At 66.4% G+C, this 24,253-nt stretch carries 27 protein-coding genes; 18 read left to right on the top strand and 9 right to left on the bottom strand.

Features of this window, described 5'->3' with window-relative positions:
• Positions 1-8 precede the first annotated feature (8 nt).
• From PSK12I2_RS0111575 to PSK12I2_RS0111585, 3 genes are all read left to right on the top strand, one after another.
• The gene (locus PSK12I2_RS0111575; RefSeq protein WP_007161915.1) at positions 9-344 is read left to right on the top strand and encodes a protealysin inhibitor emfourin; all 336 of its coding nucleotides are present in this window, start codon (positions 9-11) and stop codon (positions 342-344) included.
• Positions 345-555: 211 nt separating this feature from the next.
• Positions 556-1,185, top strand: coding sequence for a SatD family protein (locus PSK12I2_RS0111580; RefSeq protein WP_037007682.1), 630 nt, complete (start codon positions 556-558; stop codon positions 1,183-1,185).
• Positions 1,182-1,643, top strand: coding sequence for a hypothetical protein (locus tag PSK12I2_RS0111585; protein WP_027598520.1), 462 nt, complete (start codon positions 1,182-1,184; stop codon positions 1,641-1,643). Before PSK12I2_RS0111580 ends, PSK12I2_RS0111585 begins: the two co-directional genes overlap by 4 nt.
• Before the next feature lie 2 nt (positions 1,644-1,645).
• Here the strand turns inward: PSK12I2_RS0111585 and PSK12I2_RS0111590 are convergent, their stop codons facing one another.
• On the bottom strand, positions 1,646-2,677 hold the full coding sequence (locus PSK12I2_RS0111590) for an MBL fold metallo-hydrolase (protein ID WP_027598521.1): 1,032 nt from the start codon (positions 2,675-2,677) through the stop codon (positions 1,646-1,648).
• Positions 2,678-2,740: 63 nt separating this feature from the next.
• Here PSK12I2_RS0111590 and PSK12I2_RS0111595 point away from each other — a divergent pair, with 63 nt between their 5' ends.
• Positions 2,741-3,355 (top strand): pseudouridine synthase, encoded by a 615-nt coding sequence (locus PSK12I2_RS0111595; RefSeq protein WP_027598522.1) that lies wholly within the window; start codon positions 2,741-2,743, stop codon positions 3,353-3,355.
• Positions 3,356-3,364: 9 nt separating this feature from the next.
• Here PSK12I2_RS0111595 and PSK12I2_RS0111600 read toward each other — a convergent pair whose 3' ends face one another.
• Positions 3,365-4,330, bottom strand: a complete 966-nt coding sequence (locus PSK12I2_RS0111600) for a hypothetical protein (protein ID WP_027598523.1) — start codon at positions 4,328-4,330, stop codon at positions 3,365-3,367.
• A gap of 62 nt (positions 4,331-4,392) precedes the next feature.
• Positions 4,393-4,992, bottom strand: coding sequence for a LysE/ArgO family amino acid transporter (locus tag PSK12I2_RS0111605; protein WP_007161919.1), 600 nt, complete (start codon positions 4,990-4,992; stop codon positions 4,393-4,395).
• 99 nt (positions 4,993-5,091) lie between these two features.
• Between PSK12I2_RS0111605 and PSK12I2_RS0111610 the strand changes: the two genes are divergently transcribed.
• The 3 genes from PSK12I2_RS0111610 to PSK12I2_RS0111620 all read left to right on the top strand — a co-directional run bounded on the left by PSK12I2_RS0111610 (position 5,092) and on the right by PSK12I2_RS0111620 (position 8,032).
• Complete coding sequence (locus PSK12I2_RS0111610; RefSeq protein ID WP_027598524.1) at positions 5,092-5,979, top strand: LysR family transcriptional regulator ArgP; 888 nt, start codon at positions 5,092-5,094, stop codon at positions 5,977-5,979.
• Positions 5,980-6,060: 81 nt separating this feature from the next.
• On the top strand, positions 6,061-7,005 hold the full coding sequence (locus tag PSK12I2_RS0111615) for an NAD(P)-dependent oxidoreductase (RefSeq protein ID WP_027598525.1): 945 nt from the start codon (positions 6,061-6,063) through the stop codon (positions 7,003-7,005).
• A 172-nt stretch (positions 7,006-7,177) separates the two neighbouring features.
• On the top strand, positions 7,178-8,032 hold the full coding sequence (locus PSK12I2_RS0111620) for a hypothetical protein (protein ID WP_027598526.1): 855 nt from the start codon (positions 7,178-7,180) through the stop codon (positions 8,030-8,032).
• On the opposite strand, the gene PSK12I2_RS0111625 is transcribed toward PSK12I2_RS0111620, so the two are convergent.
• The 4 genes from PSK12I2_RS0111625 to PSK12I2_RS0111640 are packed head-to-tail and all read right to left on the bottom strand — an operon-like array spanning position 8,013 to position 12,635.
• Positions 8,013-9,077 (bottom strand): hypothetical protein, encoded by a 1,065-nt coding sequence (locus tag PSK12I2_RS0111625; RefSeq protein WP_027598527.1) that lies wholly within the window; start codon positions 9,075-9,077, stop codon positions 8,013-8,015. The genes PSK12I2_RS0111620 and PSK12I2_RS0111625 overlap by 20 nt on opposite strands.
• Positions 9,074-9,634 (bottom strand): cob(I)yrinic acid a,c-diamide adenosyltransferase, encoded by a 561-nt coding sequence (locus tag PSK12I2_RS0111630; RefSeq protein ID WP_027598528.1) that lies wholly within the window; start codon positions 9,632-9,634, stop codon positions 9,074-9,076. The genes PSK12I2_RS0111625 and PSK12I2_RS0111630 overlap by 4 nt, the downstream gene beginning before the upstream one ends.
• A gap of 21 nt (positions 9,635-9,655) precedes the next feature.
• Positions 9,656-11,677: an ATP-binding protein gene (locus PSK12I2_RS0111635; protein WP_027598529.1), complete on the bottom strand. Its 2,022-nt coding sequence runs from the start codon at positions 11,675-11,677 to the stop codon at positions 9,656-9,658.
• 43 nt (positions 11,678-11,720) lie between these two features.
• Entirely contained in the window at positions 11,721-12,635 is a 915-nt protein-coding gene (locus PSK12I2_RS0111640) for a putative 2-dehydropantoate 2-reductase (RefSeq protein ID WP_027598530.1), read from the bottom strand.
• A gap of 123 nt (positions 12,636-12,758) precedes the next feature.
• Here PSK12I2_RS0111640 and PSK12I2_RS0111645 point away from each other — a divergent pair, with 123 nt between their 5' ends.
• Both PSK12I2_RS0111645 and PSK12I2_RS0111650 read left to right on the top strand, forming a co-directional pair.
• Positions 12,759-13,238 (top strand): YajQ family cyclic di-GMP-binding protein, encoded by a 480-nt coding sequence (locus PSK12I2_RS0111645; protein ID WP_017640080.1) that lies wholly within the window; start codon positions 12,759-12,761, stop codon positions 13,236-13,238.
• A 98-nt stretch (positions 13,239-13,336) separates the two neighbouring features.
• Positions 13,337-14,209 (top strand): mechanosensitive ion channel family protein, encoded by an 873-nt coding sequence (locus PSK12I2_RS0111650; protein ID WP_027598531.1) that lies wholly within the window; start codon positions 13,337-13,339, stop codon positions 14,207-14,209.
• A gap of 33 nt (positions 14,210-14,242) precedes the next feature.
• Here PSK12I2_RS0111650 and PSK12I2_RS0111655 read toward each other — a convergent pair whose 3' ends face one another.
• Both PSK12I2_RS0111655 and PSK12I2_RS0111660 read right to left on the bottom strand, forming a co-directional pair.
• Positions 14,243-15,964 (bottom strand): AmpG family muropeptide MFS transporter, encoded by a 1,722-nt coding sequence (locus PSK12I2_RS0111655; protein ID WP_027598532.1) that lies wholly within the window; start codon positions 15,962-15,964, stop codon positions 14,243-14,245.
• A 28-nt stretch (positions 15,965-15,992) separates the two neighbouring features.
• Positions 15,993-16,331: an MGMT family protein gene (locus PSK12I2_RS0111660; protein ID WP_007161930.1), complete on the bottom strand. Its 339-nt coding sequence runs from the start codon at positions 16,329-16,331 to the stop codon at positions 15,993-15,995.
• A gap of 240 nt (positions 16,332-16,571) precedes the next feature.
• Between PSK12I2_RS0111660 and PSK12I2_RS0111665 the strand changes: the two genes are divergently transcribed.
• The 9 genes from PSK12I2_RS0111665 to PSK12I2_RS0111710 all read left to right on the top strand — a co-directional run bounded on the left by PSK12I2_RS0111665 (position 16,572) and on the right by PSK12I2_RS0111710 (position 24,245).
• Entirely contained in the window at positions 16,572-17,579 is a 1,008-nt protein-coding gene (locus PSK12I2_RS0111665) for a DUF481 domain-containing protein (RefSeq protein ID WP_027598533.1), read from the top strand.
• A gap of 151 nt (positions 17,580-17,730) precedes the next feature.
• Complete coding sequence (locus PSK12I2_RS0111670; protein ID WP_027598534.1) at positions 17,731-18,198, top strand: FxsA family protein; 468 nt, start codon at positions 17,731-17,733, stop codon at positions 18,196-18,198.
• Between the two features lie 189 nt (positions 18,199-18,387).
• On the top strand, positions 18,388-18,681 hold the full coding sequence (locus PSK12I2_RS0111675; protein ID WP_007161933.1) for a co-chaperone GroES: 294 nt from the start codon (positions 18,388-18,390) through the stop codon (positions 18,679-18,681).
• A 39-nt stretch (positions 18,682-18,720) separates the two neighbouring features.
• Entirely contained in the window at positions 18,721-20,361 is a 1,641-nt protein-coding gene (groL, locus tag PSK12I2_RS0111680; RefSeq protein WP_027598535.1) for a chaperonin GroEL, read from the top strand.
• Positions 20,362-20,558: 197 nt separating this feature from the next.
• The gene (locus tag PSK12I2_RS0111690; protein WP_007161935.1) at positions 20,559-21,233 is read left to right on the top strand and encodes a response regulator transcription factor; all 675 of its coding nucleotides are present in this window, start codon (positions 20,559-20,561) and stop codon (positions 21,231-21,233) included.
• 2 nt (positions 21,234-21,235) lie between these two features.
• A complete protein-coding gene (locus PSK12I2_RS0111695; RefSeq protein ID WP_027598536.1) occupies positions 21,236-22,525 on the top strand; it encodes a HAMP domain-containing sensor histidine kinase in 1,290 nt (429 codons plus the stop codon).
• Positions 22,526-22,616: 91 nt separating this feature from the next.
• Positions 22,617-23,303 carry a class I SAM-dependent methyltransferase gene (locus PSK12I2_RS0111700; protein WP_027598537.1) on the top strand — a complete coding sequence of 229 codons (687 nt, stop codon included), beginning with the start codon at positions 22,617-22,619 and terminating at the stop codon, positions 23,301-23,303.
• A 28-nt stretch (positions 23,304-23,331) separates the two neighbouring features.
• The gene (locus tag PSK12I2_RS0111705) at positions 23,332-24,030 is read left to right on the top strand and encodes a lipopolysaccharide kinase InaA family protein (protein ID WP_027598538.1); all 699 of its coding nucleotides are present in this window, start codon (positions 23,332-23,334) and stop codon (positions 24,028-24,030) included.
• Positions 24,027-24,245 (top strand): hypothetical protein, encoded by a 219-nt coding sequence (locus tag PSK12I2_RS0111710; RefSeq protein ID WP_027598539.1) that lies wholly within the window; start codon positions 24,027-24,029, stop codon positions 24,243-24,245. Before PSK12I2_RS0111705 ends, PSK12I2_RS0111710 begins: the two co-directional genes overlap by 4 nt.
• Positions 24,246-24,253 lie beyond the last annotated feature (8 nt).

The raw sequence follows: 24,253 nt of genomic DNA on the forward strand, positions 1-24,253 counted from the left end.
GCAGGGCAATGCGCGAACTTCCCCCGCTGGGCAAGGACACCGTGGTGCGACTCTCGCGACAGGGCGGCTTCGCGCCCCTGCACGCGCTGAGCAAGCCGCGGGAGATCGAATTCGGCCAATACGACAGCGCCCAGCGCGGGCGCATCTGCTCGGTGCTGGAACGCTGCCTGCCGGAATCCGGCGAACCGACCCAGGTCGGGCGGGGCGATCAGCGCTACTTCAAGGTGGAATTGCGCTTCCGTCCCCAGCCCGCCGAGCAGCAGGACGAACTGACCCTGCTGATTCCCGAGGACCGCGCGCCCAGCGAGCTGGTACGACTCTGGGACAAGGGGCTGGTGGAATAACCTGAATTAATGGGCGGGAGCAGCGAGGTGTTGAGGGCATCCTCAAGCGTCCTGGCTGCTTTTGTCTCTTGCCCTGCTGATTACTGATGACATTTAGCGCTAGGCGAGTCGCACCGTTTTTGGGTAAAAAGAAGCGATTGACCCTTTTATGGTTACATCGCGAAGAATGACCCCAAAACAGGAAATAACTGCCAGGACACTCGCGGTGGTAATGGGCGACCTGGTGCATAGCGAGCACGCTGCCGATATCGCGCAGTTACACAAGGCTTTCAATGAAGCGGTCGTGCAGTGCAACAGGCGTTGTGCCGACGTCCTGGCATCACCGTTGACCATCACCCTTGGAGACGAATTTCAGGGCTTGGTGACGTCCCTGAATGCCGGCGCTCGGCTGTTGCGTGACATCAGGCTGGATCTCCTGCAGCGTGGTATCGATTGCCGTTTCGTGCTGGGGCTGGCCCGGATAGAAACGGCTGTGAATCCGCAGCAGGCCTGGAACATGATGGGGCCGGGTCTTAGCCGCAGTCGGCACAAGCTAAACGAAAAGCGCGCGCTCTGCCGCTATGGTTTCTCGCTGCCTCAGGAGCCGCTGTTGGAGACCACTCTCGATGCACTAGGGGTTGGCTTGACGGTTATCGAGAAGGGTTGGACGCAACGTCAATTGAGCGACATCGCGGCACTGTTGAACGGACAGTTACCCGCGGAGCTGGCAGAGCAGCGTCAGGTATCGGTCCATAGCATCTACAAGGTACGCACCTCCGGTCACTTCGACGCCTATAGCCAACAGTGGAATGCCGTGCTGGAAGTGCTGGCGGATCTGGATCGCAGGGAGGCTGAGCAATGAACGGGTTGCTGCAAGGATTGCATGCACTGGCCTATACGCTCTTCGCCTTGGCCCTGTTGACCGAGCTTGGCAATGTCTTGTGTCGCAGGATGCTCATCCGCATGACACGGCCAAGAATGCCAGGCGCGTCCAGCGATGGCGCCTTTTCCGCGGGACGCCTCATCGGCTGGCTCGAACGTCTGGTGTTGGCTGCGGGACTGCTAAGCAACAGCTGGGAAATCCTCGCGGCGGTGATAGCGCTCAAGACCGTCGCTCGCTTCAAGGAGCTGGATCAGCGGGACTTTGCCGAATACTTTCTGGTCGGCTCGCTGTTCAGCATTCTCTGGGCCATCGTGATTACCGGGGCCTGGATGCTTTATGACCAGCATTGGGGAGTCGGTATGAGAGCCACCCTGATGGATTGGCTCAGCGCCTCCTCCTTGCCGCCTTTGATCGAAGCAGCAAAGGTCGGCGGCTGACCTCAGGGCACCGACCAGACCTCGCCCGGCGCCAGTGTCCGGAACGCCTCGTCCGCCAGGCCATGCAGGGCGCGGGCGTGGGCCAGGTCGCGGGGCGGGGCGAACTGTTCTTCGTCGCTCAGGGAAAAGGTGCCGAAGTGGATGCCCAGACTGCTGACGGCGCCCAGCGCCTGATGAGCACGTACCGCATCGTCGGGATTCAGATGGCTGTCCCGCATGAACCAGCGCGGTTCGTAGGCGCCGATGGGCAGGGCGGCGAAACGCGGTGTCCCCAGGCGTTCGCGGATCTGCGCGAAGTGCGGGCCCCAGCCGGTATCACCGGCGAAATAGACCGGTCCGGTCGGCGCTTCCAGTACGAAGCCGCCCCACAACCGGCGGTTGGTGTCGAAGCGACTGCGCGCCGACCAGTGCTGGCCCGGCACCAGGTGCAGGCGCAGGCCGTCCTTGAGCGGCAGGCTCTGCCACCAGTCCAGTTCGATGACGGTGACGAAACCGGTCTCGCGGCGGATCAGCTCGGCGTTGCCCAGAGGCGTCACCACCGGCGTCAGGGGCGCGCGCTCGGCCAGGCGCCGCAGCGTCGCCAGATCCATATGGTCGTAGTGACTGTGGCTGACGAAGATCAAGTCCAGCGGCGGCAGGTCGTCCAGGGCCACGCCCGGCGCGTGATAGCGTCGCGGACCAATGAAGCTGAAGGGACTGACCCGCTCCGACCACACCGGATCGGCGAGGATGTTGAGACCCTGATACTGGATCAGCAGGGTGGCATGATTGACGAAGGTCACCCGCAATTCGCCACCCTCGACCCGGGCCACTGGCCGCGTCGGTACGGCCGGCCCTTCCTGCCAGGTCCACTCGGGACGGGTGCGGGTGAACTGCCATTTCAGCAGGGTCCAGAGGCTCTTGTCTTCGCGCGGCGCCAGGTTGTGAAAGCGCTCGCCGTCGAAGTGATCGGAGCGCGGACCCTCGTAGGCGGAGGAGGCGCAACCGGCCAGGGTCAGCAGGTGGATCAGCCACAGCGGACGAAAGATGCGCATGGGACCTCGGACGAATAGACTGGGCGGTCCAGATTACCCTTTGGCTAGCCGCCGTCGATCCCCATGTCGCGAAATACCCGTTCCACCCCCGGCCAGCGTCCGCGGCGCCAGGCCAAGGCACCGCCGGTCACGCCGCGGTTGCTGCTGCTCAACAAGCCCTTCGACGTGCTCACCCAGTTCGCCGACGCCGACGGCCGCGCGACCCTCAAGGCCTATGTCGAGGTGCCGGGCGTCTATCCCGCTGGCCGCCTGGATCGCGACAGCGAAGGCCTGCTCCTGCTGACCAACGATGGCCAGTTGCAGGCGCGTATCGCCGATCCCCGGCACAAGCTGCCCAAGACCTACTGGGCCCAGGTGGAGGGCACACCTGGAGAAGAGCAGCTGCAGCGCCTGCGCCAGGGCGTCGACCTCAATGACGGCCCCACGCTGCCGGCCGAGGCGCGCCTGCTGGCGGAGCCGCCGGCGCTGTGGGAGCGCGATCCGCCGGTGCGCTTTCGCAAGAGCGTGCCGACCGCCTGGATCGAGCTGACCATTCGCGAAGGACGCAATCGCCAGGTGCGGCGCATGACCGCCGCGGTGGGCCTGCCGACCCTGCGCCTGGTGCGCGTCCGCATCGGCCCCTGGACCCTGGACGATCTGGCGCCGGGCGCGTGGCGCGAGGTGCCGGCGCAGCTCTAGGGGCGGAGCTCAGTCCTGCCGCTGGCTGGCGGCCTCCTCTAGATCGCCGGCGATGTCGGCGAGGCGGCGGCTGACGTCCTTGAGCACCTGCGGATCGACCTCTCGCGGCGGCTGTCCCGGCTCGGTCACCAGCTGATTGGCCAGCAGCGCGCTCAGGGCGCCCACCTCGCCGGCCTGGTGGCGCAGGTCGTGGGTGTGCTGCACGGCGGCGTCGCGCAGGAGATTGGTGCTGTGGACCAGGCGCCCCATTTCGTCATCGCGGCCGCCGGGCAGGCGCTCGCCGAAACGCCCGCGCGCCAGCAGCCCCAGTTGCCGGGCGCAGGCCACCAGCGGATCCACCAGCCGCCGCTCCACCAGCCGTATCCCGAGGAACAGCAGGCCGCCGCCACAGAGCAGCAGGGCGAGGCCGGCGAGCAGGATGTCGCGCTGCGCCTCGGCGCGGATGGCGGCGATCTGCGCGGCGGTGCGTCCGTGCAGGTCGTCGACCAGGGCGGCGAAGCCCTCGGCGGTCTCGCGGTCGATACCACGGACCTCGGCATCGCCGCGACGCGGATCGCGATCATGGGCGAGATAGGCGGCCTGGCCGGCGCGATAGCGCTCGCCCAGGCGTTGGTGCTGGGCCCGCAGCGCCTGCAGCCGCGGTTGCAGATCGGGATCGACGCTGCCGGTCAGTTGCTGCAGACGCCGGTCGACCTCCGCCTCCCGGGTCAGGAAGGCCTGCCAGTAGCGCTCGGCCGTCGTGGCATCGCCGCCGCGCAGGAGAAAATTCTTCCACTCCTGGACCTGGATCTTGAAGATCAGGTGGGTGTCGTCAATCTCCACCAGGCGCTCCAGCGGGCCTTCGATCAGGTGCTGGTAGCGATGCAACTCGCGGGAGAGCAGGCCGAAGCCGGCCAGGGCGATCAGCAGCATCAGCAGCAGACTGCCGCCGAACAGGAGCAGGCTCTGACTGCGGAGCGAGCGGGCGAAGGGCATGAGGACTCTCGACAGGAAACGCAGAGCCGCAGCTTAGGGCGCTCGCCCGGGGAAGGCCAGCCTCAGGTCGAGACCAGCAACTGGGCGGCGACGGCGAACATCACCCCGGCCACCAGCAGATCGATCAACCGCCACACCCCTGGGCGGGCCAGGTAGGGCGCAGCCCAGGCGGCGCCCAGGGCGAGGCCGAAGAACCACAGCATGGAGGCCGTGGCCGCGCCGAACACATAGGCCAGGGGCGCGGCCTGCTGGCTGCCCAGGGAGCCGACCAGCAGCACCGTGTCCAGATAGACATGGGGATTGAGCAGCGAGACCGCCGCGGCGGCGAGCAGCGCCTGCCGCCGGCTGCGTGGCTCCGCCGCGGCCAGGGTGCCCATAGCCGCCGGCCGCCAGGCCCGACGCAATGCCTGGGCGCCATACCAGAGCAGAAAGGCCGCGCCGCCCCAGCGCAGGATGTCCACCAGCAACGGACTGTGCTGGATCAGCGCGGCCAGGCCCAGCACCCCGGCGGCCACCAGGATCACGTCGCAGGTGAGGCAGAAGGCGGCGATGGCCAGATGGTGCTCGCGGCGCAGCCCCTGGGCCAGCAGATAGGTGTTCTGCGCGCCCAGCGCCATGATGAGACTGGCCATGGTCAGGAGGCCGGTGACGTAGCTGTTCATTGCGGAAGTGATGCCCTGTCGTGCTGGATTGGCTGCCACCTTGCCGCGTCCAGGTGTATAAGAAAAACCAATATTCCTTATGCAGCATTAGCTGAATCGATGATCGACTACAAGTTGCTGGAAGCCCTGGCAGTGGTGGTGGAAGAGGGCGGTTTCGAGCGGGCGGCGCGGCGCCTGGGGCTGTCGCAATCGGCGGTGTCCCAGCGCATCAAGCTGCTCGAAGCCCGGGTCGGCCAGGCGGTGCTGGTGCGGGAGACACCCCCGCAGCCGACGGCGCCGGGTCTGCGGCTGTTGCGCCATATCCAGCAGGTGCGGCTACTGGAAGCCGATCTGGGCAGCGAGGTGCCGGGTCTGGCCGAAGAGGCGCCGCAGCGCCTGCGCATCGCCCTTAACGCCGACAGCCTGGCCAACTGGTGGCCGCTGGCGGTCGGCCCCTGGGTCCGGGCACAGCGGGTGTTGCTGGATCTGGTGGTGGAAGACCAGGACGTGGTGCTCCGACGGATGCGCGCCGGCGAGGTGGCGGCCTGCCTCTGCGCCAACGGCCAGCCGCTGGCCGGCGCACGGGTCAGCGCCCTGGGCGCCATGCGCTACCGGGCCCTGGCCAGTCCGGAATTCCGCGCTCGGCAACTGGCCGCATTGCCGGATCCCCAGGCCCTGGCACGGGCGCCGGCCATCGTCTTTGGCCCGGATGATCGCCTGCAGCATCGCTATCTGGAGCAGCTCGGCGTCACCCAGACCTTCGACTACCACCTCTGTCCTTCCGCCGAGGGCTTTCTGCAGATGACCCTGGGTGGCATCGGCTGGGGTCTCCTGCCGGATATCCAGAGTGCGACCGCCCGGGCGCGGGGCGCGCTGGTGGATCTGGCGCCCGGTCACTGGGTGGACGTGCCGCTGTTCTGGCATCACTGGCGCAATGGCGGCGCCGCCTTGCAGGCCCTGACCCGGCACCTCGAACAGGTCGCCGGCCAGTGGCTGGTGCGCGACTAGCGGCGTCTATCGAAGGCTTTGGTTACACTGGCGGATGGGTCGCCCCGGGCGACCGCGGACAGCTTCGGGAATCCCAGCGACATGCGTATCTTGATCACGGGCGCCAGCGAGCCGCTCGGTGCGGGCCTGGCCTGCGACCTGCTCGACCGCGGCCAACTGGTGCGGGTGCACGGCCGCCCCGGCGCGACCCTGGACGCCCTGGTCGAGCGCGGCGCCGACTATCACCCGGCCTTGCTCGACCAGCCCGCGCAGGTGGTGGCGCTGTGCGACGACATCGATGCCATCGCCCACTGTACCGATGTGGCCGGCGTGCCGAGCGCAGCCGATCTCGACCACGGCCAGGTGCTGATCGAAGCCGCCCTGCAGCAGCAGGTCGCGCAATTCGTCTATGTCTCGTCCGCCCGCGTCTACGAGCGGGGCGGCGAAGCGCTCAAGGAAGACCAGGTGCCGGCCAAGCCCGCCAGCAGCGAGGCCCAGCGCCGTCTGCAACTGGAGCGCCTGGCCCTGGCCGCCGGCGAATTCGGCCCCCAGGTCACGGTGTTGCGGCCGGCCCAGGTGCTCGGCCTGGCCGATCGCGACTGGGCGCGCTGGTTGCTGGAAAGGGCCAAGGCCAGGCAGTTGGGCCGCAGCGGCAACGGCCTCAATCGCTGGGACTTCACCAGCGCCGGCAATCTGCGCAAGGCCCTGGTGACCTTGCTGCTCAGGCAACCGGCCGCCACCCAGGGCAAGGTCTTCAACCTCAGCGATGGCCAGCCGCTGGTGTGCTGGGATGCGATCAACTTCCTGCTGCGGCGCTTCGAGCTGCCGCCGGTGGTCGAGCGCAAGGCCTTCGATCCCCGGCGTCTCTATGCCCGCCTGCGCACCCCGGGTCACGAGTCGCGCTGGCCCGAGCTGCTCGACAGCCCCTTCACCCTGGACATCCGCGCCGCCCAGGAGGCCTTCGGCTACCTGCCCGAGGCCAGCTCTTGGAACGCCCTGGAAGAATATCGCCCGCGGGCGCCCCAGGCCCGCAGCGGCCCGGTCTAGTACCGCACCAAAGGCACTCGGGATATGGCATGCTGGCGCTTTGCTATCGGCGCAGACTGCGTTTCGGCGCACGCTCCCGGGGTGAATCCGTCTGCGCACGGCCTCGCGTCGGCGCCGACGGCCGTTATACTGGCCGCGATTTCGTCTTCCCGCCTTTGCTCACAGGTCTGCCATGCGCAACGATCTTCTCGATGAAATGGATAACGTCCCGAGTCTGACGCCGGAGCGTGACGATCGCCGTCCCGCGGGTCGCCGGTCGGTCGAAGCCGAGGAGGTCTATCGCGAACCCACGGCCGGTCACGCGCGCGCGGCACGCCGTGGCCCGTCCACCGCGCCGCTGTGGGTGCTGGTCGCGGCCCTGACTCTGGCCCTGGCCGGAGTCGCCTGGTGGAGTCATCAGCAACTGGTGCTGATGCAGGAGCAGGTGGTGGCCACCCAGGAAAACTTCGCGCGCATCAGCGAAGACGCCCAGGGTCGCCTGAGGGACATCTCCGGCAAGCTGGTGGAAAGCGAATCCTCCGGTACCACCAGTCGCGAGGCGCTGCTGCTGCAGGTCAAGACCTTGCAGACCAAGGTCGCCGAACTCACCCGCCAGCAGCAGGGGGTGACGGACAACCAGCAGGCCCAGGACAACCGTCTGCAGAATCTCTCCACCGCGGTCCAGACGGTGCAGACCGGCAGTGGCGAGGTGGATACCCGCCTCAAGGCCCTGGCCGATGAGCAGACCGCGCTGAAGAACGGCCTGGCGCAGACCGCCAGCCTGACCGAGCAGGTCGCCAGCCTCACCGCGCAGAACAAGGCGCTGCAGGCCGACATCGCCGCGCTGAAGAAGCCCAGTGCCCAGAATCAGGCCCTGGGCGAGATGCAGCAGGACCTGCTGGTGCTGCGCAGCGAGCTGGATGCGCGCCCGGTGGGCCCGGACAGCAAGGAATTCGACGCCTTCCGCCTGCAGACCACCCGCAACATCACCACCCTGCAGACCCAGGTGCAGAATCTGCAGCAGCAGATCAGCGCCGGGGCGCGTTGATCGGATCGATCTCGCTGCGCTGCCATTCCTGCGGCCAGAGCTCGCCATCGAGTTGATCGAGCCGGCGCTGCAGGACCTTCTGCTTGAACACCTCGAGGATCTCCACCAGCACCTCGTCCAGGGCATTGTCCTGGGCGCCGCTGGGCAGACTCTGATCGAAGCCGTGATCGGCCAGGCGACTGGCCAGGGCGCGGAAGTCGCGGGTGCGCAGGCTGGCCGCCGCCTCCCTGACCAGGCCGTTGACGATATCAGTGAGCACCCCGTCCAGGGTGTCGGCCAGGCGCTCGCCCATGGGCAGCCGCTTGAGCCGGGCCAGGTCGGGATTCTCGTCCAGGGCGCGCTGCACCACGTCGCCAACCAGGCGCTCCAGGGTGGCGCGATTCTGGCTGTAGCCCTGTTCCACCATCGTCTGGATGCGCAGCGCCATGCCGTCGATCAGCCGCTGCTTGCGCGGGCGGATGACGCGGTCGATCACGCTCTGGGAGAAGTCGTCGCGGGTGTTGAGTTCGTCCTGCAATTCGCCGCAGATCTTGATCATCACCCGATCCGACAGGTCTTCCATGAGCAGCTGGTAGTAGTGGTTGAACAGCCGATAGGGCCGCCAGCGGCGCATGTCGATCAGCCCCAGGCGTTGCAGGCGCAGCAGCAGCGAGACGATGCGCAGCGCCCGCAGCAGGCGGAAGCCGCCCAGGGGGATGCAGCCGAGCACGTCGTACCAGTGGATGAAGGGGTAGTGGTACCAGCGCGCATGGCGGCGTTCGATCACCGCCACCAGCCAGCCGAGCAGCACGTCGGCGATGAAGAAGGCGACGAACACCAGGTCGATGCGGGTGAAATGGGCGTGGATGCGTTCGCCATAGAAGGCGTGGAAGCCGGGCAGCACCGCGGCCAGGGCCTGGTTGAGCGGTCCCAGGGCATAGAGGCTGTCGAACAGGATCAGCGCCAGGTTCACGCAGACCAGGATCAGGATCAGGCCGTCCCAGAGCGCCAGCAGGCCCTCGTGGCGGCGCGGCGGTGGCGCGGCGGGTGCGGCCGGCGCGCTCATGGCCGCGCGGCCTGCCAGAGCACCTCGCTCACCCCCTGGCGCCGGGCGACGATGCGGGCGGCGACGAACAGCAGGTCGGACAGGCGATTGAGATAGGGCAGGCCCTGGCCCTCCAGCGGCTCCACCGCGTGCAGGCTGCGGCAGCGGCGCTCGGCGCTGCGCGCCAGGGTGCGGCAGACATGGGCCTGGGCCACGGCGCGCGAGCCGCCGGGCAGGATGAAATTCTCCAACGGCCCCAGCTCGGCGTTCCACCGATCGATGGCGCCCTCCAGGCGTTCGATCTCCACCGGTTGCAGGGCGCGATAGCTGGGCATGGCCAGTTCGCCACCGAGGTCGAACAGGCGGTGCTGACAGGGCGCCAGAAGCACGCTCACCTCGGCCAGGCGGGCATCCTCGGCCAGTTCGGCGAGCAGCAGACCCAGGGCACTGTTGAGCTCATCCACCGCGCCGATCGCCTCGATGCGCGGATGGTCCTTGGGTACCCGGCTGCCGTCGGCCAGGCCGGTGTCGCCGGCGTCGCCCTGGCGGGTGTAGATCTCGGTGAGGCGAAAACCCATGGCGCAGCTCCTGATGAGGTCCTAGGCCGCGTCGAAGTCGGCCTGGACGAGGGGCAGGCGCAGGGTGAAGCAGGTCCCTACGCCAGGCGTGGAGTGCACCTCCATCTGCCCCTTGTGGTTGTTGGTGATGATGAAATACGACACCGACAGGCCCAGACCGGTGCCCTGGCCCACTTCCTTGGTGGTGAAGAAGGGCTCGAAGATGCGCTTGCAGATGTCCTCGGGGATGCCGATGCCGTTGTCTTCCACCTGGATCTCGGCCCAGCCGCCGCGCAGCTTGGTGCGCAAGGTGATGCGGCCGTATTCGCCTTCTTCCTCGTCGTCGCGCAGGTGGATGGCCTGGGCGGCGTTCTTCAGCAGGTTGAGCAGCACCTGCTCCAGTTCGTTGCCGATCACCGGCACCGGTCCCAGCGCCGGATCGAATTCGCGGATGATCGACAGGGTGCGGAAGTCGAAGCCCTCGGCCAGGTCGAAGTCGTTGCCGGCGATCTCGATGGCCTGGTCGATCAGCGGCGGCAATTCGCTGGCTTCCATCTTGCGATTGCTGCGGCGACTGAAGGCCAGCATGTGGCTGACGATCTTGGCCGCGCGGCTGCCGGCCTGGTGGATGCCGTCGAGCAGCCGCGGGATCTGCCGGCTCTCCAGGTAGCAGTTCACCGCATTGAGCTCGACACCGGATTCGGCGGCCTGCTCGACGTTCTTCGGCAACTCCGGCGACAGCCGCCGGCGGATGTTCTGCACGTTGTGCAGGATGGCGCCCAGCGGATTGTTGATCTCGTGGGCCATGCCGGCGGCGAGGCCGCCCACCGAGAGCATCTTTTCCGACTGCACCATCATCTCTTCCATGTTCAGGCGCTGGGTGATGTCGTCGATGCGGATCACCACGCCACGCCCGGCGCCCCCCATCAGCGGGTAGAAGGTCAGGGTGTAGTGGCGCGGGGTATCGGTCAGCGCCCAGGTCACCCGCTCCACCTTTTCCACCCGCAGCAATTCGGCGGTGCGACTCAGCTGCGGCAGGAACGGCTTGAGCGAAGGAAAGGCCAGGAACACCGGCTGGTTCAGGGCCTCGTCCAGCTGGGTGCCGGAGAGGTGGGTGGCCTCCTGGTTCCACTGGGTGACGTAGAACTGCTCGTCCACGGCGATCAGTGCCGAGGGCATGGAGTCGATGATGCTGTTGAGGTAGTTCTGGAAGCCGGTGAGCTTCTTCTCGATCTTGCCGCGGACCTGCACCTCCAGCTCCAGCTTGCGGTTGGAGCGGCGGGTTTCCTCGGCCAGGCTCTGGGCCTGCAGCACCGCGTACTGGGCGTCGTCGCGGGCGCGCTTGAGTTGCTGCTCGCGGCCCTGGATGCGGCCGAGCATGGTGTTGAAGGATTCCGCCAGGCGGCCCAGTTCATCTTCGCTGCCCTTGCTGGCGCGCAGCGAATAGTTTTCCTCGCGGGTCACCTGGCGCGAGAGTTCTTCCAGTTCGCGGATCGGCAGGGTGATGAGTCTCTTGATCTGCCGCGCCACCACCAGCCAGAGCAGGATACTGAAGGTCAGGATCGCCAGGCTGGCGGTCAGGGTGCCGCGGTAGAAGGCCCCCGGCAGTTCGCTGCTGGCCACCAGCAGCAGATGCCCGGGAGCGCCCTCGGGACGCGGCAGCTCCACCAGCAGATTGGTGCGGAATTCGCGCAGGCGCCAGGTCTGCAGCTCTTCGAAGCGCGCCGGCACCTGCAGGCGATCGCCATTGTGCAATTCGGCCAGGCGCTGGCCCTGGCTGTCGTAGACCGCGGCCAGGCGCAGCGGCGCATAGCCGTCGAGCTGGCGCAGCTGCACCTCGGCCGCCGCCGGCGAGGCCAGCACCTCGCGGCTGAGCACCGGGCTGGCGAACAGCCGGCCCAGGGTCTGCAGCGCCTGGGGTGCCACGCTCTCCTGGGAGATCCAGTAGGCGGCGCTGATAAAGGTCACGTTGGCTACCACCAGCACCGCGATCATCATCACCAGCAGGGCAGCCAGCAACTTGCGGCCGACCGGGAGATTCTTCAGGCGTTTGGCGAGGATCATGGCGCAGCCGTGGCAACAGGGAAGCGGGCAGGGTAGCCCGCTGCTAATCGACGGGCAATCCGCGCTCCGCGAGCCGGACCTGCAGTCGCTGCTGCAGCTCGGTCAGGTGCGGCACCGGCAGGCGCAGCCGTCCGGCGATCGGCAGGGCGTGGCCGAGCAGGTAGCTCACCTCGGTGCGCTGGCCGCGCTCCACGTCCTGCAGCATGGAGGATCTGTTGTGGGCGGTGGCGGCGATCACCGCCTCGACCTCCTGCTGCAGCCCCTGGGCCGCCGGGGCGAGGCCCATGGCTTCCAGCAGCGCCGCGAGTTCGTCGCAGAGCGCCGTGACCTCGGGCAGATGCTGGCGCAGTTCGCCATTGGGGCAGCGATAGAGCACGGTCAGCGGATTGATGGCGCAGTTGATCGCCAGCTTGCGCCACAGGCGGGCGTCGATGTCGTCGGTCCAGCGCACCGGGAAACCCAGCTCGGCGAGGGTATCCAGCCAGGGCGGCGGGGTATGGCTGCCGAGCTGGTCGCCGATCCAGATCTGCCCGGCACCGGCCGCGACCACATGGAAATCGGTCTCGCGATAGGCTCCCTCGGTGGTGCTGGCTCTCAGGCAGCGCGCCCGCGGTACCCGGGCGGCCACGGCGTCCTGGCTGCCCAGGCCGTTCTGCAGCAGCAGGATCTCGGCTTCCGGTTCCAGGCGCGCGGCGACGCTGGCGATGGCCTCTTCGGCGTCGTAGCTCTTGCAGGCGAGGATCAGCCGGCGGATCGGATTGCCGGCCTCGGGCGTCTCGGCCGGCAGCGGATAGAGGCTGGTGGTGTCGCCTTCGCTGAGTTGCAGGCCGCCGCGGGCGCGATACTGCGCCAGGCGCGTGCGATCTCGCAGGATCAGCCGGACCGGCTCGCCACCGCGAAACAGCCGCGCGGCCCAGAGTCCGCCGAGACTGCCGGCGCCCAGCACGTGCCAGCTCACAGCTGTGACTCCAGTGTCGATTCCTTGCGCATGGTCGGATTCCTGAGGAAGAGGGCCAGTCGTTATAATGGTCGGTCAGGCTGCAGCGTCAAGGCTGCCCCACCCCAACCGAGGAGAAAATCCATGCCTTCCTTCGACGTCGTATCGGAGCTGGACAAGCACGAAGTCACCAACGCCGTGGACAACGCCATGAAGGAGCTCGAGCGCCGGTACGACCTGCGCGGCAAGGGCAGCTTCGAGGCCAAGGACCTTACCGTCACCCTGACCGCCGACGCCGATTTCCAGCTCGAGCAGATGCTGGAGATCCTCAAGGTCAACCTGGCCAAGCGCAAGATCGACGTCCAGTGCCTGGAGGTCAAGGATGCCTATGCCTCCGGCAAGACCGTGAAGCAGGAGACCACCCTGCGCGAGGGCATCGACAAGGAGCTGGCGAAGAAGATCGTCGCCCTGATCAAGGACAGCAAGATCAAGGTCCAGGCCGCCATCCAGGGCGAACAGGTGCGCGTCACCGGCAAGAAACGCGACGAATTGCAGGAGGTCATCGCCCTGCTGCGCGGCCAGTCCCTGGGCATGCCGCTGCAGTTCGACAACTTCCGCGACTGAGCCGCGTTTCGGAACCTCTCGGGCTACCGTCCGTCGCACATAGGGCGCTGCCATTCAGGCCGCGCCCGACTTTTTTCTTGTGCGTGGAGAGGTAGACGATGGATTTGAGTGCCCAGACCGATCACCTGCTGACGGCCTTCATGGCCTGGCTACCGGTGATCCTGCAATATTGCGGCAAGGTGGTACTGGCCCTGATCACCCTGTGGATCGGCTGGTGGATCATCAATCGCCTGACCGGGCGACTGGCCGCGCTGTTCACCGCACGGCACATGGACCAGGCCCTGGAAACCTTCGTGGTGACCCTGGTCAACATCGGTCTCAAGGTCATGCTGGTGATCAGCGTCGCCTCCATGATCGGCATCGCCACCACCTCCTTCGTCGCCGCCCTCGGCGCCGCCAGCCTGGCCATCGGCCTGTCGCTGCAGGGCAGCCTGGCCAACTTCGCCGGCGGGGTGCTGATCCTGCTGTTCCGGCCGTTCAAGATCGGTGACTACATCGAGGCCCAGGGCGTGCAGGGCACCGTGGATTCGATCCAGATCTTCCATACCGTGCTGCGCACCGGCGACAACCGCACCGTCACCGTGCCCAACGGCAACCTGTCCAACGGCATCATCACCAACCAGTCGCGCCAGGCGACGCGGCAGATCGTCTTCGACGTCAAGGTCGGCTACGACGCCGATCTGCAGAAGGCCAAGCAGGTGCTGGCCGACATGGCCAAGGATCCGCGGGTGCTGGAGACGCCGCCGCCCGCCATCGTGGTGGCCGGCCTGGGTGACACCTTCATCACCGTGTCGCTGCGCTGCTGGACCGCCAACAGCGATTTCTGGGGCACCCAGTTCACCTTCAACGAGCAGATCCGCGATCGCCTGCGGGCCGAAGGCATCGACATCGCGCTGCCCAGCCGGGTGGTCAAGGTGATCGACGACAAGGGCGACGAGCGCGCCGCCGCGGCCGCACGCGGCGAAGCCTAGGGCAGGTCGGGGCGGCCGTAGGCCGCCCCGGTCTCAGTGGCCGCTGCCGGAAGGACCGCTGGGTATCGCGGTCCGCCGCTGGCGCAGCCAGAGCACCGCGATCAGCAGCAGCGTCGGCACCCCCATCAGGGCGGTCAGCGAGAAGAACGAGCTGTAGCCGACGTGCTCGACCATGGCCCCCGAGTAGCCGCCCAAGAGCCGCGGCAACAGCAGCATCAGCGAGCTGAGCATGGCGTACTGGGTGGCCGAGAATCTGAGGTTGGTCAAACTCGACAGGTAGGCGACAAAGGCCGAGGTGGCCATGCCGCCACTGACGTTGTCGGCGCAGATGGTGGCGATCAGCAGCGGCACGTTGGCGCCGGTGGAGGCGATCACCACGAACAGCAGATTGGTCAGCGCCGAGGCGGCGCCGCCGAGAAAGAGGATCGGCAGGATCCCCACCCGGGTAATCAGCACGCCGCCCAGGCCCGCGCCGAACAGGGTCATGAACACCCCGAAGATCTTGCTGACCCCGGCGATGGTTTCCTTGCTGTAGCCCACGTCGATATAGAAGACGCTGGCCATCACGCCCATGACCGTGTCCGACAGCCGATAGGTGGAGATCAGGCCGAGCAGCAGCAGCGCCTGCCACTGGTAGCGCTGGATGAATTCAGTGATGGGCGTCAGCACCGGTGCCATCAGCCGGCGCCCCGGCGCGGTGAGGCAGAGCCAGGCGATCAGGCCGTACATCAGGCCGCGCGGCCAGTAGCCGCCGGCCAGCGCCGATAGGCCACCGGTGACGGCGACGATAAGCACGATCAGCAGGATCACCGAGACCATCTGGTGGACGAAGTCGAAGCGCGGCAGCTCTTCGGCATTGGCCGCATCGCGCAGTCGCAGCGGTTCGCGCATGCGCCGCATGAGATCGCTCAGCGGCTTGGAGCAATAGCGCCCCCAGGGCGACAGGCAGCCGACGATGAACAGGCTGTAGAGCAGGGCGCGCGGCCAGGCCTGGGCGATGGCGGCATTGATGGCGGCGGGGATGGAGACCAGCATCACCAGCAGCAGGGCGACCGCCACCAGCTGGTGATTGAAGCCGAAGCGCGATTCCGCCATGGCCATGGGCGCCACCGGCTCGGGCTCGCGGATCAGCAGGCTGGTGACCAGGCCGGGCAGGACCAGCAGGGCGAACAGCATATAGGTGGTGGCCCAGGCGTTCTGGCTGTAGCCCAGGCGGGACGAGCCCAGTTCCTCGGCGAGAAACAGCGCGCCGGCGCTGGCCAGCAGGGCGGCGATGCGATAGCCGGTCATGTAGCAGGCGGCGAGGGCGGCCTGGCGGTCGTCGCTGGCGATCTCCAGGCGATAGGCGTCCACGGCGATGTCCTGGGTGGCCGAGGCGAAGGCTACCAGCACGGCAAGGGCGATCAGTTGTTCCAGGTGCTGCTGCGGATTGCACAGCGCCATGCCGATCAGCCCCAGACCCACCAGGATCTGCGACAGCACCAGCCAGGAGCGGCGACGGCCGAGCTTGCCGATCAGCGGCAGCTTCCAGAGGTCGAGCATGGGCGACCAGACCCACTTGAAGGCATAGGCCAGGCCGATCCAGCTGGCGTAGCCGATGGTCTCGCGACTCACGCCCGCTTCGCGCAGCCAGACCGACAGGGTGGAAAACACCAGCATGGCCGGCAGGCCCGCGGCGAAGCCCAGCAGCAGCAGGGCCAGGCAGGCCCTGGATTTGTAGGTGGTGACGGCTTCACGCCAGAAACGTGCAAACATGCCCTTGGGCTCGGAAAAAACGCGCACTCTACTCGACACTCTCAGCTGGATTCCACCGGTACCGACGCATGTCTACCCGGTCCTCGTGCAGCAGCACGCCCTCGGCCCGCAAACGCTCGCGTTGCTCCCGGCCAGAGGGGCTGTCGCGGGTCAGGCTCGGGCGGCCGTCCGCGGCGATCACCCGGTGCCAGGGCAGGGCACTGCCCTCGGGCAGGCGTCCCAGCACCCAGCCCACCCAGCGCGCGCCGCGACCGAGGCCGGCGAGCTCCGCCAACTGGCCATAGCTGACCACCCGTCCCGCGGGAATGGCGGCCAGCGCCAGGAAGACGGCCTGACGCCGGGGTTCGAGGGGAGGGGATGCGCTCATGACGCCCTGCTGCTCCGGGGGAGAAGAGTGCCAGTGTGCCGAAAAGTTTGGTTACGGTGGTGCTGAAACGTGTCGAGCTGCCACATTCTCCCAAGACGTCCGACCTTTGGGCAGTATTTGCGGAAACTTGCCTAACTTTTACCCAGGAACGGTTGCGCGGGTCTCCGGCACCCGGATAATCGCGCCCCTCTCGTTTCGTTACCTTTCCACCCAAGTCCACCCAAAGGTGTCCTGGTGCCCATGCGTTTTCGATTGCTCTCCTCGCTCGCGCTGTTGTCACTCGCCTCCTTCGCCCATGCCGATACCGTCTGGCTGAAGAACGGCGACCGCCTGACCGGAACCATCAAGCTGCTCGACAGCAAGAAGCTGCTCCTGCAGACCGAATACGGCGGCAACATTCCCCTGTCCTGGGACAAGATCAAGACCCTGCAGCGTGACAAGCCCGTCATCGTCCAGCGCGGCAAGTACGAACCCGATTTCCCGGTGGAAAGCCTCAAGCCGGCCGACGACGGTCAGGTGGTGGTCAGCACCGCCGACGGCCAGCAGACCGTGCCCCTGGCCAGCATCACCCAGATCGTGCCGCCGCGTCCCTTCCTGCGCGACTTCGCCTGGAAGGGCAACATCGACGCCGGTCTGGACTACATCAGCTCGTCCCAGGACAGCGAAAAGTACGACATCGACTTCAAGACCCAGGCCCGGCACGGCATGTGGCGGCACAACGCCAACGGCAGCTATGACCGCTACAAGACCGACGACGTGGTCTCGACCAGCAAGTACGGTCTGCAGTACGCCCTGGATCGTTTCTTCGACGAGAAATTCTTCTGGCAGGGCCGCGCCGAATACAAGCGCGACTGGATCCAGGACCTGGCCAAGCAGCGCACCCTGGGTACCGGTCCCGGTTACCAGTTCTGGGACAACGAACTGGGTGCCTTCTCCCTTACCGGCCTGCTCAACCACAACCGTTACGAGTACTCGGACGGCGGCTCCGACCAGTTCCTCTCGGCGAGCGTGAAGTGGGACTACAACCGCTACCTGTACGGCCAGACCATCCAGTTCTTCACCAATGGTGAACTGGGCCGGCCGCTGGACAACACCGCCAACTTCACCTTCGACGGCGATGTCGGCCTGAGATACAAGGTGACCAACTGGGCGTCGCTGAACCTCAAGGCGTCCAAGGAACTGACCAGCGGTGCCGAGGGCAACGTCAACCAGACCGAGTACACCGCCGGTGTCGGGGTGTCCTGGTAACGTCATGTTTCCCTAGGCAGGCGCCAATCCGTCAAGGCCGCGATTTTCGCGGCCTTTGCGTTTCCGGGCGGCGTCGGGCGGCCACCTTGAAATCGGCTCGGCCGCCTCCATCTCCTGACTTTCAACCGGCTTCCACCGTGAAGGACCCGAGATGCGCGTGACCGCCTTACTCTTCTTGCTGTTCCCCTTTGTGGAACTGGCCGTACTCATCAAGATCGGCAGCGAAATCGGCGTGCTCGCCACCTTCGCCCTGCTGTTGCTGAGCTTTCTGGTCGGCGTCGCCCTGCTGCGCGTCGCCGGCTTCACCACCCTCTGGCGCATCCGCATGCGCCTGGCCCAGGGGCAGATGCCGGAGCAGGAGGTCATCCAGGGTCTGACCCTGGCGATCGCCGGCGCCCTGCTGATCTTCCCGGGCTTCATCAGCGATGTCCTGGCGCTCGTCTGCCTCCTGCCGGTGACCCGCAAGGCCCTGCTGGGCGCGGTGATCGGCCGGGTGACCCGGCGCAACCCCGGTGCCCAGGGCTACCAGGGCCATCAGCCGGGCTCCGGTCAGGCCGCGCCCCATCGCCCCGAGGTCATCGAAGGTGAAGTGGTGCACCGCGACGAGCAAAAGCACTAAAAATTTTGCCCCCCGCCCTTGAAATGCCTGGCGACAACCTCATGTAGCGGACACCGCAAGGTTGTCGCCGCAAGGCGAGCAGGTTTCGCGTCCTGTCATGCACGGGGCGCACCCGGCGCAGCCGGTAAAAACAAACTGCCGATGCAGTCATCGGCGCTGGAAACACTTAGAACTTTGGGAGATACGACAATGGCGCTTCGTCCTCTGCATGATCGCGTTGTGATTCGTCGCAGCGAAGAAGAGACCAAATCCGCTGGCGGCATCGTGCTGCCGGGCTCGGCTGCCGAAAAGCCGAACCGCGGTGAAGTGGTTGCCGTAGGCACTGGACGCGTGCTGGACAACGGTGATGTCCGTGCTCCGGCGGTGAAAGTGGGTGACAAGGTGGTTTTCGGTCCCTATTCCGGCAGCAACGCCATCAAGGTCGATGGCGAAGAACTGCTGGTGATGGCTGAGTCCGAAATCCTGGCCGTCATCGAAGGCTGATCCCCGCTCACTTTTCGAATTTCTTAGAGGAAACAGAACATGGCTGCAAAAGACGTCAAATTCGGTGACTCCGCGCGCAAGAAGCTGCTGACCGGTGTCAACACCCTGGCCGACGCCGTCAAGGCCACCCTCGGCCCGAAAGGCCGCAACGTGGTGCTGGAGCGTAGCTTCGGTGCTCCCCTGATCACCAAGGACGGCGTTTCCGTCGCCAAGGAAATCGAGCTCAAGGACAAGATCGAGAACATCGGCGCCCAGCTGGTGAAAGACGTGGCCTCCAAGGCCAACGACGCTGCCGGTGACGGCACCACCACCGCCACCGTGCTGGCCCAGGCCATCGTCACCGAAGGCCTGAAGTCCGTGGCCGCCGGCCTGAACCCGATGGATCTGAAGCGCGGCATCGACAAGGCCACCGCGGCCGTCGTCGCCGAGCTGAAGAACCTGTCCAAGCCCTGCGCCGACAGCAAGGCCATCGCCCAGGTAGGCACCATCTCCGCCAACTCCGACGACAGCATCGGCAACATCATCGCCGAAGCCATGGAGAAGGTCGGTAAAGAAGGCGTCATCACCGTCGAAGAAGGCTCGGGCCTGGAAAACGAACTGTCCGTCGTCGAAGGCATGCAGTTCGACCGTGGCTACCTGTCGCCCTACTTCATCAACAAGCCCGACACCATGTCGGCCGAGCTGGACAGCCCGCTGCTGCTGCTGGTCGACAAGAAGATCTCCAACATCCGCGAACTGCTGCCGGTGCTGGAATCCGTCGCCAAGGCCGGTCGCCCGCTGCTGATCGTCGCCGAAGACGTCGAAGGCGAAGCCCTGGCCACCCTGGTGGTCAACAACATGCGCGGTATCGTCAAGGTCGCTGCCGTCAAGGCGCCCGGCTTCGGTGATCGTCGCAAGGCCATGCTGCAGGACATCGCCATCCTGACCGGCGGTACCGTCATCTCCGAAGAAGTCGGCCTGAGCCTGGAAAGCACCACCCTGGAGCACCTGGGTCAAGCCAAGCGTGTGGTCCTGAACAAGGAAAACACCACCGTCATCGACGGCGCTGGCGTCGAAGCCGACATCCAGGCCCGTATCAAGCAGATCCGTGCCCAGGTTGAAGAAACCTCTTCCGACTATGACAAAGAGAAGCTGCAAGAGCGTCTGGCCAAGCTGGCTGGCGGTGTTGCCGTGATCAAGGTTGGCGCTGCCACCGAAGTCGAGATGAAAGAGAAGAAGGCCCGCGTTGAAGACGCCCTGCACGCGACCCGTGCTGCGGTGGAAGAAGGCGTGGTGCCTGGCGGCGGTGTCGCCCTGGTGCGTGCCCTGGAAGCTCTGAAAGACCTGAAAGGCATCAACGAAGAGCAGAACGCCGGTATCAACATCCTGCGTCGCGCCGTCGAAGCGCCCCTGCGCCAGATCGTGACCAACGCCGGTGACGAAGCCTCCGTCGTGCTGGACAAGGTCAAGCAGGGCAGCGGCAACTACGGCTACAACGCCGCTACCGGCGAATACGGCGACATGCTGGAATTCGGCATCATCGACCCGGCCAAGGTGACCCGCAGCGCGCTGCAGGCCGCTTCCTCCATCGCCGGTCTGCTGATCACCACCGAAGCCATCGTGGCTGAGCTGCCGAAAGACGACGCAGCCCCGGCCATGCCCGACATGGGCGGCATGGGTGGCATGGGCGGCATGATGTAAGAACCGCTCCGGCCCTAGGGCCGAGCCGAACCCCGGTGCTCCTCGCGGACACCGGGGTTTTTTATGGCCGGTGATCCTCGATGCTCCCACCCTGCGCGCCGCCGCCGCGCTGGTCGCGGTCGCCGGGGCCGGTTAGGCTCTGTGCCGAACAGACGACAACGAGGCCCGCAGCGGACTCGGGCAATGAGGTCAGCGACATGCGTATCCTGGTGGTAGAAGACAACAAGGACATCCTCAGCAACCTGCTGGATTACCTCAGCCTCAAGGGCTACAGCGTGGATTGCGCCCAGGATGGCTTGTCCGGCCTGCACCTGGCCGCGACCGAGCACTATGATCTGCTGATCCTCGACATCATGCTGCCCGGCATCGATGGCTACACCCTCTGCCAGCGGTTGCGCCAGGATGCCCGCCGCGACACCCCGGTGATCATGCTCACCGCCCGCGATCAGCTCGATGATCGCCTGGAAGGCTTTCGCTCCGGCGCCGACGACTATCTGGTCAAGCCCTTCGCCCTGTCCGAACTGGCCGCTCGCGTCGAGGCGGTGATGCGCCGGGCCAAGGGCGGCGGACGCCGCCAGCTGCAGGTCGCCGATCTCAGCTATGACCTGGACACCCTGGAGGTCAGTCGCGCCGGCAAGCCGCTCAAGCTCAATCCCATCGGCCTCAAGATCCTCGCCCTGCTGATGCAGAAGTCGCCCCACGTGGTGCGGCGCGAGGTGCTGGAAGAGGCGGTATGGGGCGAGGACTACCCCGACAGCGACAGCCTGCGCAGTCACGTCCACCAATTGCGCCAGGTGATCGACAAGCCCTTCGAGCAGCCGCTGCTGCGCACCATTCACGGGGTGGGCTACAAACTGGTCGAGCAGGAGTAGCCATGGAATACCACCTGAGCCTGTCACGGCGGATCGTCATCGCCTTCGTGCTGATGACCTTCCTGGTCGGCGGGGTGTTTTCCCTGGGCATCGTCGCGGTGGTGCACACCGTGGAAGAGCGGCTGATCTCCACCGACCTGCGCAACGAACTGGAGCGCATGGTGCAGCGCGACATGAAACGCGGTGGCCAGCCGGTGCTGGATCCCGACATGCGCCTGTATTTCGTGCCCCTCGCCGAGGTGGCGCAGTTGCCTGCCCACCTGCGCGAGTTGCCGGCCGGCTTCAGCGAGGTGGAGGAGGACCAGCAGTACTTCTATGCCTATGTGGCCGAGCTGGAGGGCAATCACTTCGTCCTGCTGCAGAATCAGAGCGACTTCGAGGCGCGCGAACGGCTGCTCTACAAGGTGGTGCTGGTCGGCTTCCTGATCAGCGTGGCCCTGGCCTGGCTGCTGGGCTGGGCGCTGTCGCGGCGGGTGATCGCCCCGGTGGTGCGGCTGGCGCGTCAGGTGCGTCGGCGTGATCAACTGCTCGATGTGACGCCGCCCCTGGCGCCGGACTATGCCAAGGACGAGGTCGGCGAGTTGGCCGGCGCCTTCGACGATGCCCTGAATCGCCTGCGCGCCGCCCTGGCGCGGGAGCGCCTGTTCACCAGCGACGTCAGCCACGAGTTGCGTACCCCGCTGATGGTGATCAATTCCTCCTGCGAATTGCTCGAGGCCACGCCGGACCTGCCAGCCCGGGCGAAGGGGCCGCTGGAACGCATGACCCGCGCGGCGCGGGAGATGCAGGAGCTGGTCCAGACCTTTCTCGCCCTGGCGCGCAACCAGGGCGACAACGACACCCAGGCGCCGCGTGCCACCCTGGCCCAGGTGGCGCGGCGCCAGACGCAGGAGTGGCAGGCGGCGGTGGAAGCCAAGGGCCTGCAGTGGCGGCTGAGCGTGGCGCCGGAGGCCGACCAGGCGCTCTGGCACGAGCCCTTCCTGCGCTCGGTGATGAGCAATCTGCTGCGCAATGCGCTGCACTACACCGAGCGGGGCTATATCGGCCTGCAGGTCGGAGCGGACGGCTTCGTGGTGGAAGACAGCGGCGTCGGCATTCCCGAGGAGCAGCGCGAGGCGATGTTCCAGCCCTTCGTGCGGGGCGCCGAGGGGCGTGGCGAAGGCCTCGGGCTGGGGCTGTCGCTGGTCCGCAGGATCTGCCAGCTGCAAGGCTGGACCGTGACCCTGGGTGACAGCGCGGCGGGTGGCTGTCGCTTCGAGATAGCGCTGGGCAGCGACAGCCTAGCGGACTGAGGTTACAGAATTTTCACAACGCCTTGACCGCGGTTTGACAGCGGCCTGGGTAGGGTGGCGGCACTTCTCCACTCCCTCAGGAGCCGCCTCCGTGAAAGCGCCCATCGACCTGCCCTTTTCGCAAAAGTACGACGCCGACCACGCCCGCCAGTATTACCTGAAGCATCAGGACGGCCTGGCCCGGCGCCTGTCCAACTGGCGCGACCAGCAGCTCGCCCGGCAGGCCCTGAGCATCGCCGGCCAGCCCAATCTGGTGCTGGATCTGCCCAGTGGCGCCGGCCGCTTCTGGCCGCTGCTGGCGGAGAAGCGCAATCGCCTGATCATCGGTGCCGACTACTCGGAAAACATGCTGGCCACCGCCCGTGAACAGCAGCCCGCGGACGTCGTGGCCCGGGTGAAGACGCTACAGACGTCGGCTTTCGCTATCGACCTGTCCGACAATTCTGTAGATTGCATCTTCTGTATGCGTTTGTTTCACCATGTGGGCGAATCGGCGGACCGTCTGGCCCTGCTGCAGGAGTTCCACCGGGTGACCCGCGACAGCGTCATCCTGTCGCTGTGGGTGGACGGCAACTTTAAGGCCTGGCGGCGTCAGGCACTGGAACGTCGTCGCAAGGCTCAGGGCCGCGACCGCGGCGGTTATCAGAACAGATTCATCGTCGAGCGCAGCCAGTTCGAGGCGGAAGTCGCCCAGGCCGGCTTCGTCGTCGACCGGGCCCTGGACTTCCTGCCGGGCTATGCCATGTGGCGGGTCTACGTCCTGCGCAAGGCCAATTGAAGCTATTTCAGAATAAGAGAGGCAGCCGATGGGAGCCGTGACGCAAGGCGAAGAGCGTTTCGATCGCTGGTGGAATACCGCGGGCGACTGGGTGGAAGCGCCCAACGTCCGCCGTGGTGGCGAAAGCGGTGTCCAGCGCCTGCAACTCCCTGACGGTACCCTGGCCTACGTCAAGCGCCAGGTCGGCCACCTCTATCGCAGCCTGCGTCACCCCCTGGGGCGTCCCACCGCCCTGCGCGAGCGCGATGCGCTGATCGCCTTTCGCGATCTGGGCATCCAGGTTCCCGAATTGCTGTTCTGCGCTGCCCAGCATGCCCAGGGCGGCTGGCGCGCCCTGCTGGTGAGCGCGGCCCTGGAAGGCTACCAGGACCTCGATCACTGGTATGCCGAAGGCGGTGGCAAGGCGCTCAGCGAGGCCGAGCACGAGCGGTTCCTGGCCACCCTCGGTGAGGTGCTGGCGCGCATGCACCGGCATCGCTGGCAGCACGGTTGCCTCTATCCCAAGCACATCTTCGTCGCCGAACGAGCCGGTCCCCAGGGCAAGGAATTCTCGGTGGCCCTGCTCGATCTGGAGAAATGTCGCCAGCGCCTCGGTATAGACACGGCCGCTCGTCGGGATATGCTGCAATTGCGCCGCCATTCGTCGTGGAATGCTGCGCAATGGCGAACTCTCCTCTACGTTTACCAACAGGCGTTGGGACGGAAGATCAGAGGGTTGGAGCCATGACTTCACAAATTACTCGAGGTTTGCTGATCGCGGCTTTCTGCGGGGTCACCACCCTGGCCTATGCGAGCTGGCTACGGCCGGCAGCTGCAGTGGTGGGCAGCGAGGGTCTGGACTACTGCCAGACACCGGTCGCCCGCAGCCTGACCACCTCCAGCACCGGTAGCCAGGACCTGCTGCTGTTTCTCTTCGGCATGACCCAGACCCACAACCGCTAGGCCCCCGA

The sequence above is a fragment of the Pseudomonas sp. MOIL14HWK12:I2 genome (assembly GCF_000510745.1).
Taxonomy (GTDB): Bacteria; Pseudomonadota; Gammaproteobacteria; order Pseudomonadales; family Pseudomonadaceae; genus Chryseomonas; species Chryseomonas oryzihabitans.

Excerpts from the sequence above, each read along its gene's own strand:
- PSK12I2_RS0111575 (WP_007161915.1), top strand. The coding sequence starts at position 9 with ATGCGCGAACTTCCCCCGCTGGGCAAGGACACCGTGGTGCGACTCTCG.
- PSK12I2_RS0111580 (WP_037007682.1), top strand. The coding sequence starts at position 556 with ATGGGCGACCTGGTGCATAGCGAGCACGCTGCCGATATCGCGCAGTTA.
- PSK12I2_RS0111585 (WP_027598520.1), top strand. The coding sequence starts at position 1,182 with ATGAACGGGTTGCTGCAAGGATTGCATGCACTGGCCTATACGCTCTTC.
- PSK12I2_RS0111590 (WP_027598521.1), bottom strand. The coding sequence starts at position 2,677 with ATGCGCATCTTTCGTCCGCTGTGGCTGATCCACCTGCTGACCCTGGCC.
- PSK12I2_RS0111595 (WP_027598522.1), top strand. The coding sequence starts at position 2,741 with ATGTCGCGAAATACCCGTTCCACCCCCGGCCAGCGTCCGCGGCGCCAG.
- PSK12I2_RS0111600 (WP_027598523.1), bottom strand. The coding sequence starts at position 4,330 with ATGCCCTTCGCCCGCTCGCTCCGCAGTCAGAGCCTGCTCCTGTTCGGC.
- PSK12I2_RS0111605 (WP_007161919.1), bottom strand. The coding sequence starts at position 4,992 with ATGAACAGCTACGTCACCGGCCTCCTGACCATGGCCAGTCTCATCATG.
- PSK12I2_RS0111610 (WP_027598524.1), top strand. The coding sequence starts at position 5,092 with ATGATCGACTACAAGTTGCTGGAAGCCCTGGCAGTGGTGGTGGAAGAG.
- PSK12I2_RS0111615 (WP_027598525.1), top strand. The coding sequence starts at position 6,061 with ATGCGTATCTTGATCACGGGCGCCAGCGAGCCGCTCGGTGCGGGCCTG.
- PSK12I2_RS0111620 (WP_027598526.1), top strand. The coding sequence starts at position 7,178 with ATGCGCAACGATCTTCTCGATGAAATGGATAACGTCCCGAGTCTGACG.
- PSK12I2_RS0111625 (WP_027598527.1), bottom strand. The coding sequence starts at position 9,077 with ATGAGCGCGCCGGCCGCACCCGCCGCGCCACCGCCGCGCCGCCACGAG.
- PSK12I2_RS0111630 (WP_027598528.1), bottom strand. The coding sequence starts at position 9,634 with ATGGGTTTTCGCCTCACCGAGATCTACACCCGCCAGGGCGACGCCGGC.
- PSK12I2_RS0111635 (WP_027598529.1), bottom strand. The coding sequence starts at position 11,677 with ATGATCCTCGCCAAACGCCTGAAGAATCTCCCGGTCGGCCGCAAGTTG.
- PSK12I2_RS0111645 (WP_017640080.1), top strand. The coding sequence starts at position 12,759 with ATGCCTTCCTTCGACGTCGTATCGGAGCTGGACAAGCACGAAGTCACC.
- PSK12I2_RS0111650 (WP_027598531.1), top strand. The coding sequence starts at position 13,337 with ATGGATTTGAGTGCCCAGACCGATCACCTGCTGACGGCCTTCATGGCC.
- PSK12I2_RS0111655 (WP_027598532.1), bottom strand. The coding sequence starts at position 15,964 with ATGTTTGCACGTTTCTGGCGTGAAGCCGTCACCACCTACAAATCCAGG.
- PSK12I2_RS0111660 (WP_007161930.1), bottom strand. The coding sequence starts at position 16,331 with ATGAGCGCATCCCCTCCCCTCGAACCCCGGCGTCAGGCCGTCTTCCTG.
- PSK12I2_RS0111665 (WP_027598533.1), top strand. The coding sequence starts at position 16,572 with ATGCGTTTTCGATTGCTCTCCTCGCTCGCGCTGTTGTCACTCGCCTCC.
- PSK12I2_RS0111670 (WP_027598534.1), top strand. The coding sequence starts at position 17,731 with ATGCGCGTGACCGCCTTACTCTTCTTGCTGTTCCCCTTTGTGGAACTG.
- PSK12I2_RS0111675 (WP_007161933.1), top strand. The coding sequence starts at position 18,388 with ATGGCGCTTCGTCCTCTGCATGATCGCGTTGTGATTCGTCGCAGCGAA.
- groL (WP_027598535.1), top strand. The coding sequence starts at position 18,721 with ATGGCTGCAAAAGACGTCAAATTCGGTGACTCCGCGCGCAAGAAGCTG.
- PSK12I2_RS0111690 (WP_007161935.1), top strand. The coding sequence starts at position 20,559 with ATGCGTATCCTGGTGGTAGAAGACAACAAGGACATCCTCAGCAACCTG.
- PSK12I2_RS0111695 (WP_027598536.1), top strand. The coding sequence starts at position 21,236 with ATGGAATACCACCTGAGCCTGTCACGGCGGATCGTCATCGCCTTCGTG.
- PSK12I2_RS0111705 (WP_027598538.1), top strand. The coding sequence starts at position 23,332 with ATGGGAGCCGTGACGCAAGGCGAAGAGCGTTTCGATCGCTGGTGGAAT.
- PSK12I2_RS0111710 (WP_027598539.1), top strand. The coding sequence starts at position 24,027 with ATGACTTCACAAATTACTCGAGGTTTGCTGATCGCGGCTTTCTGCGGG.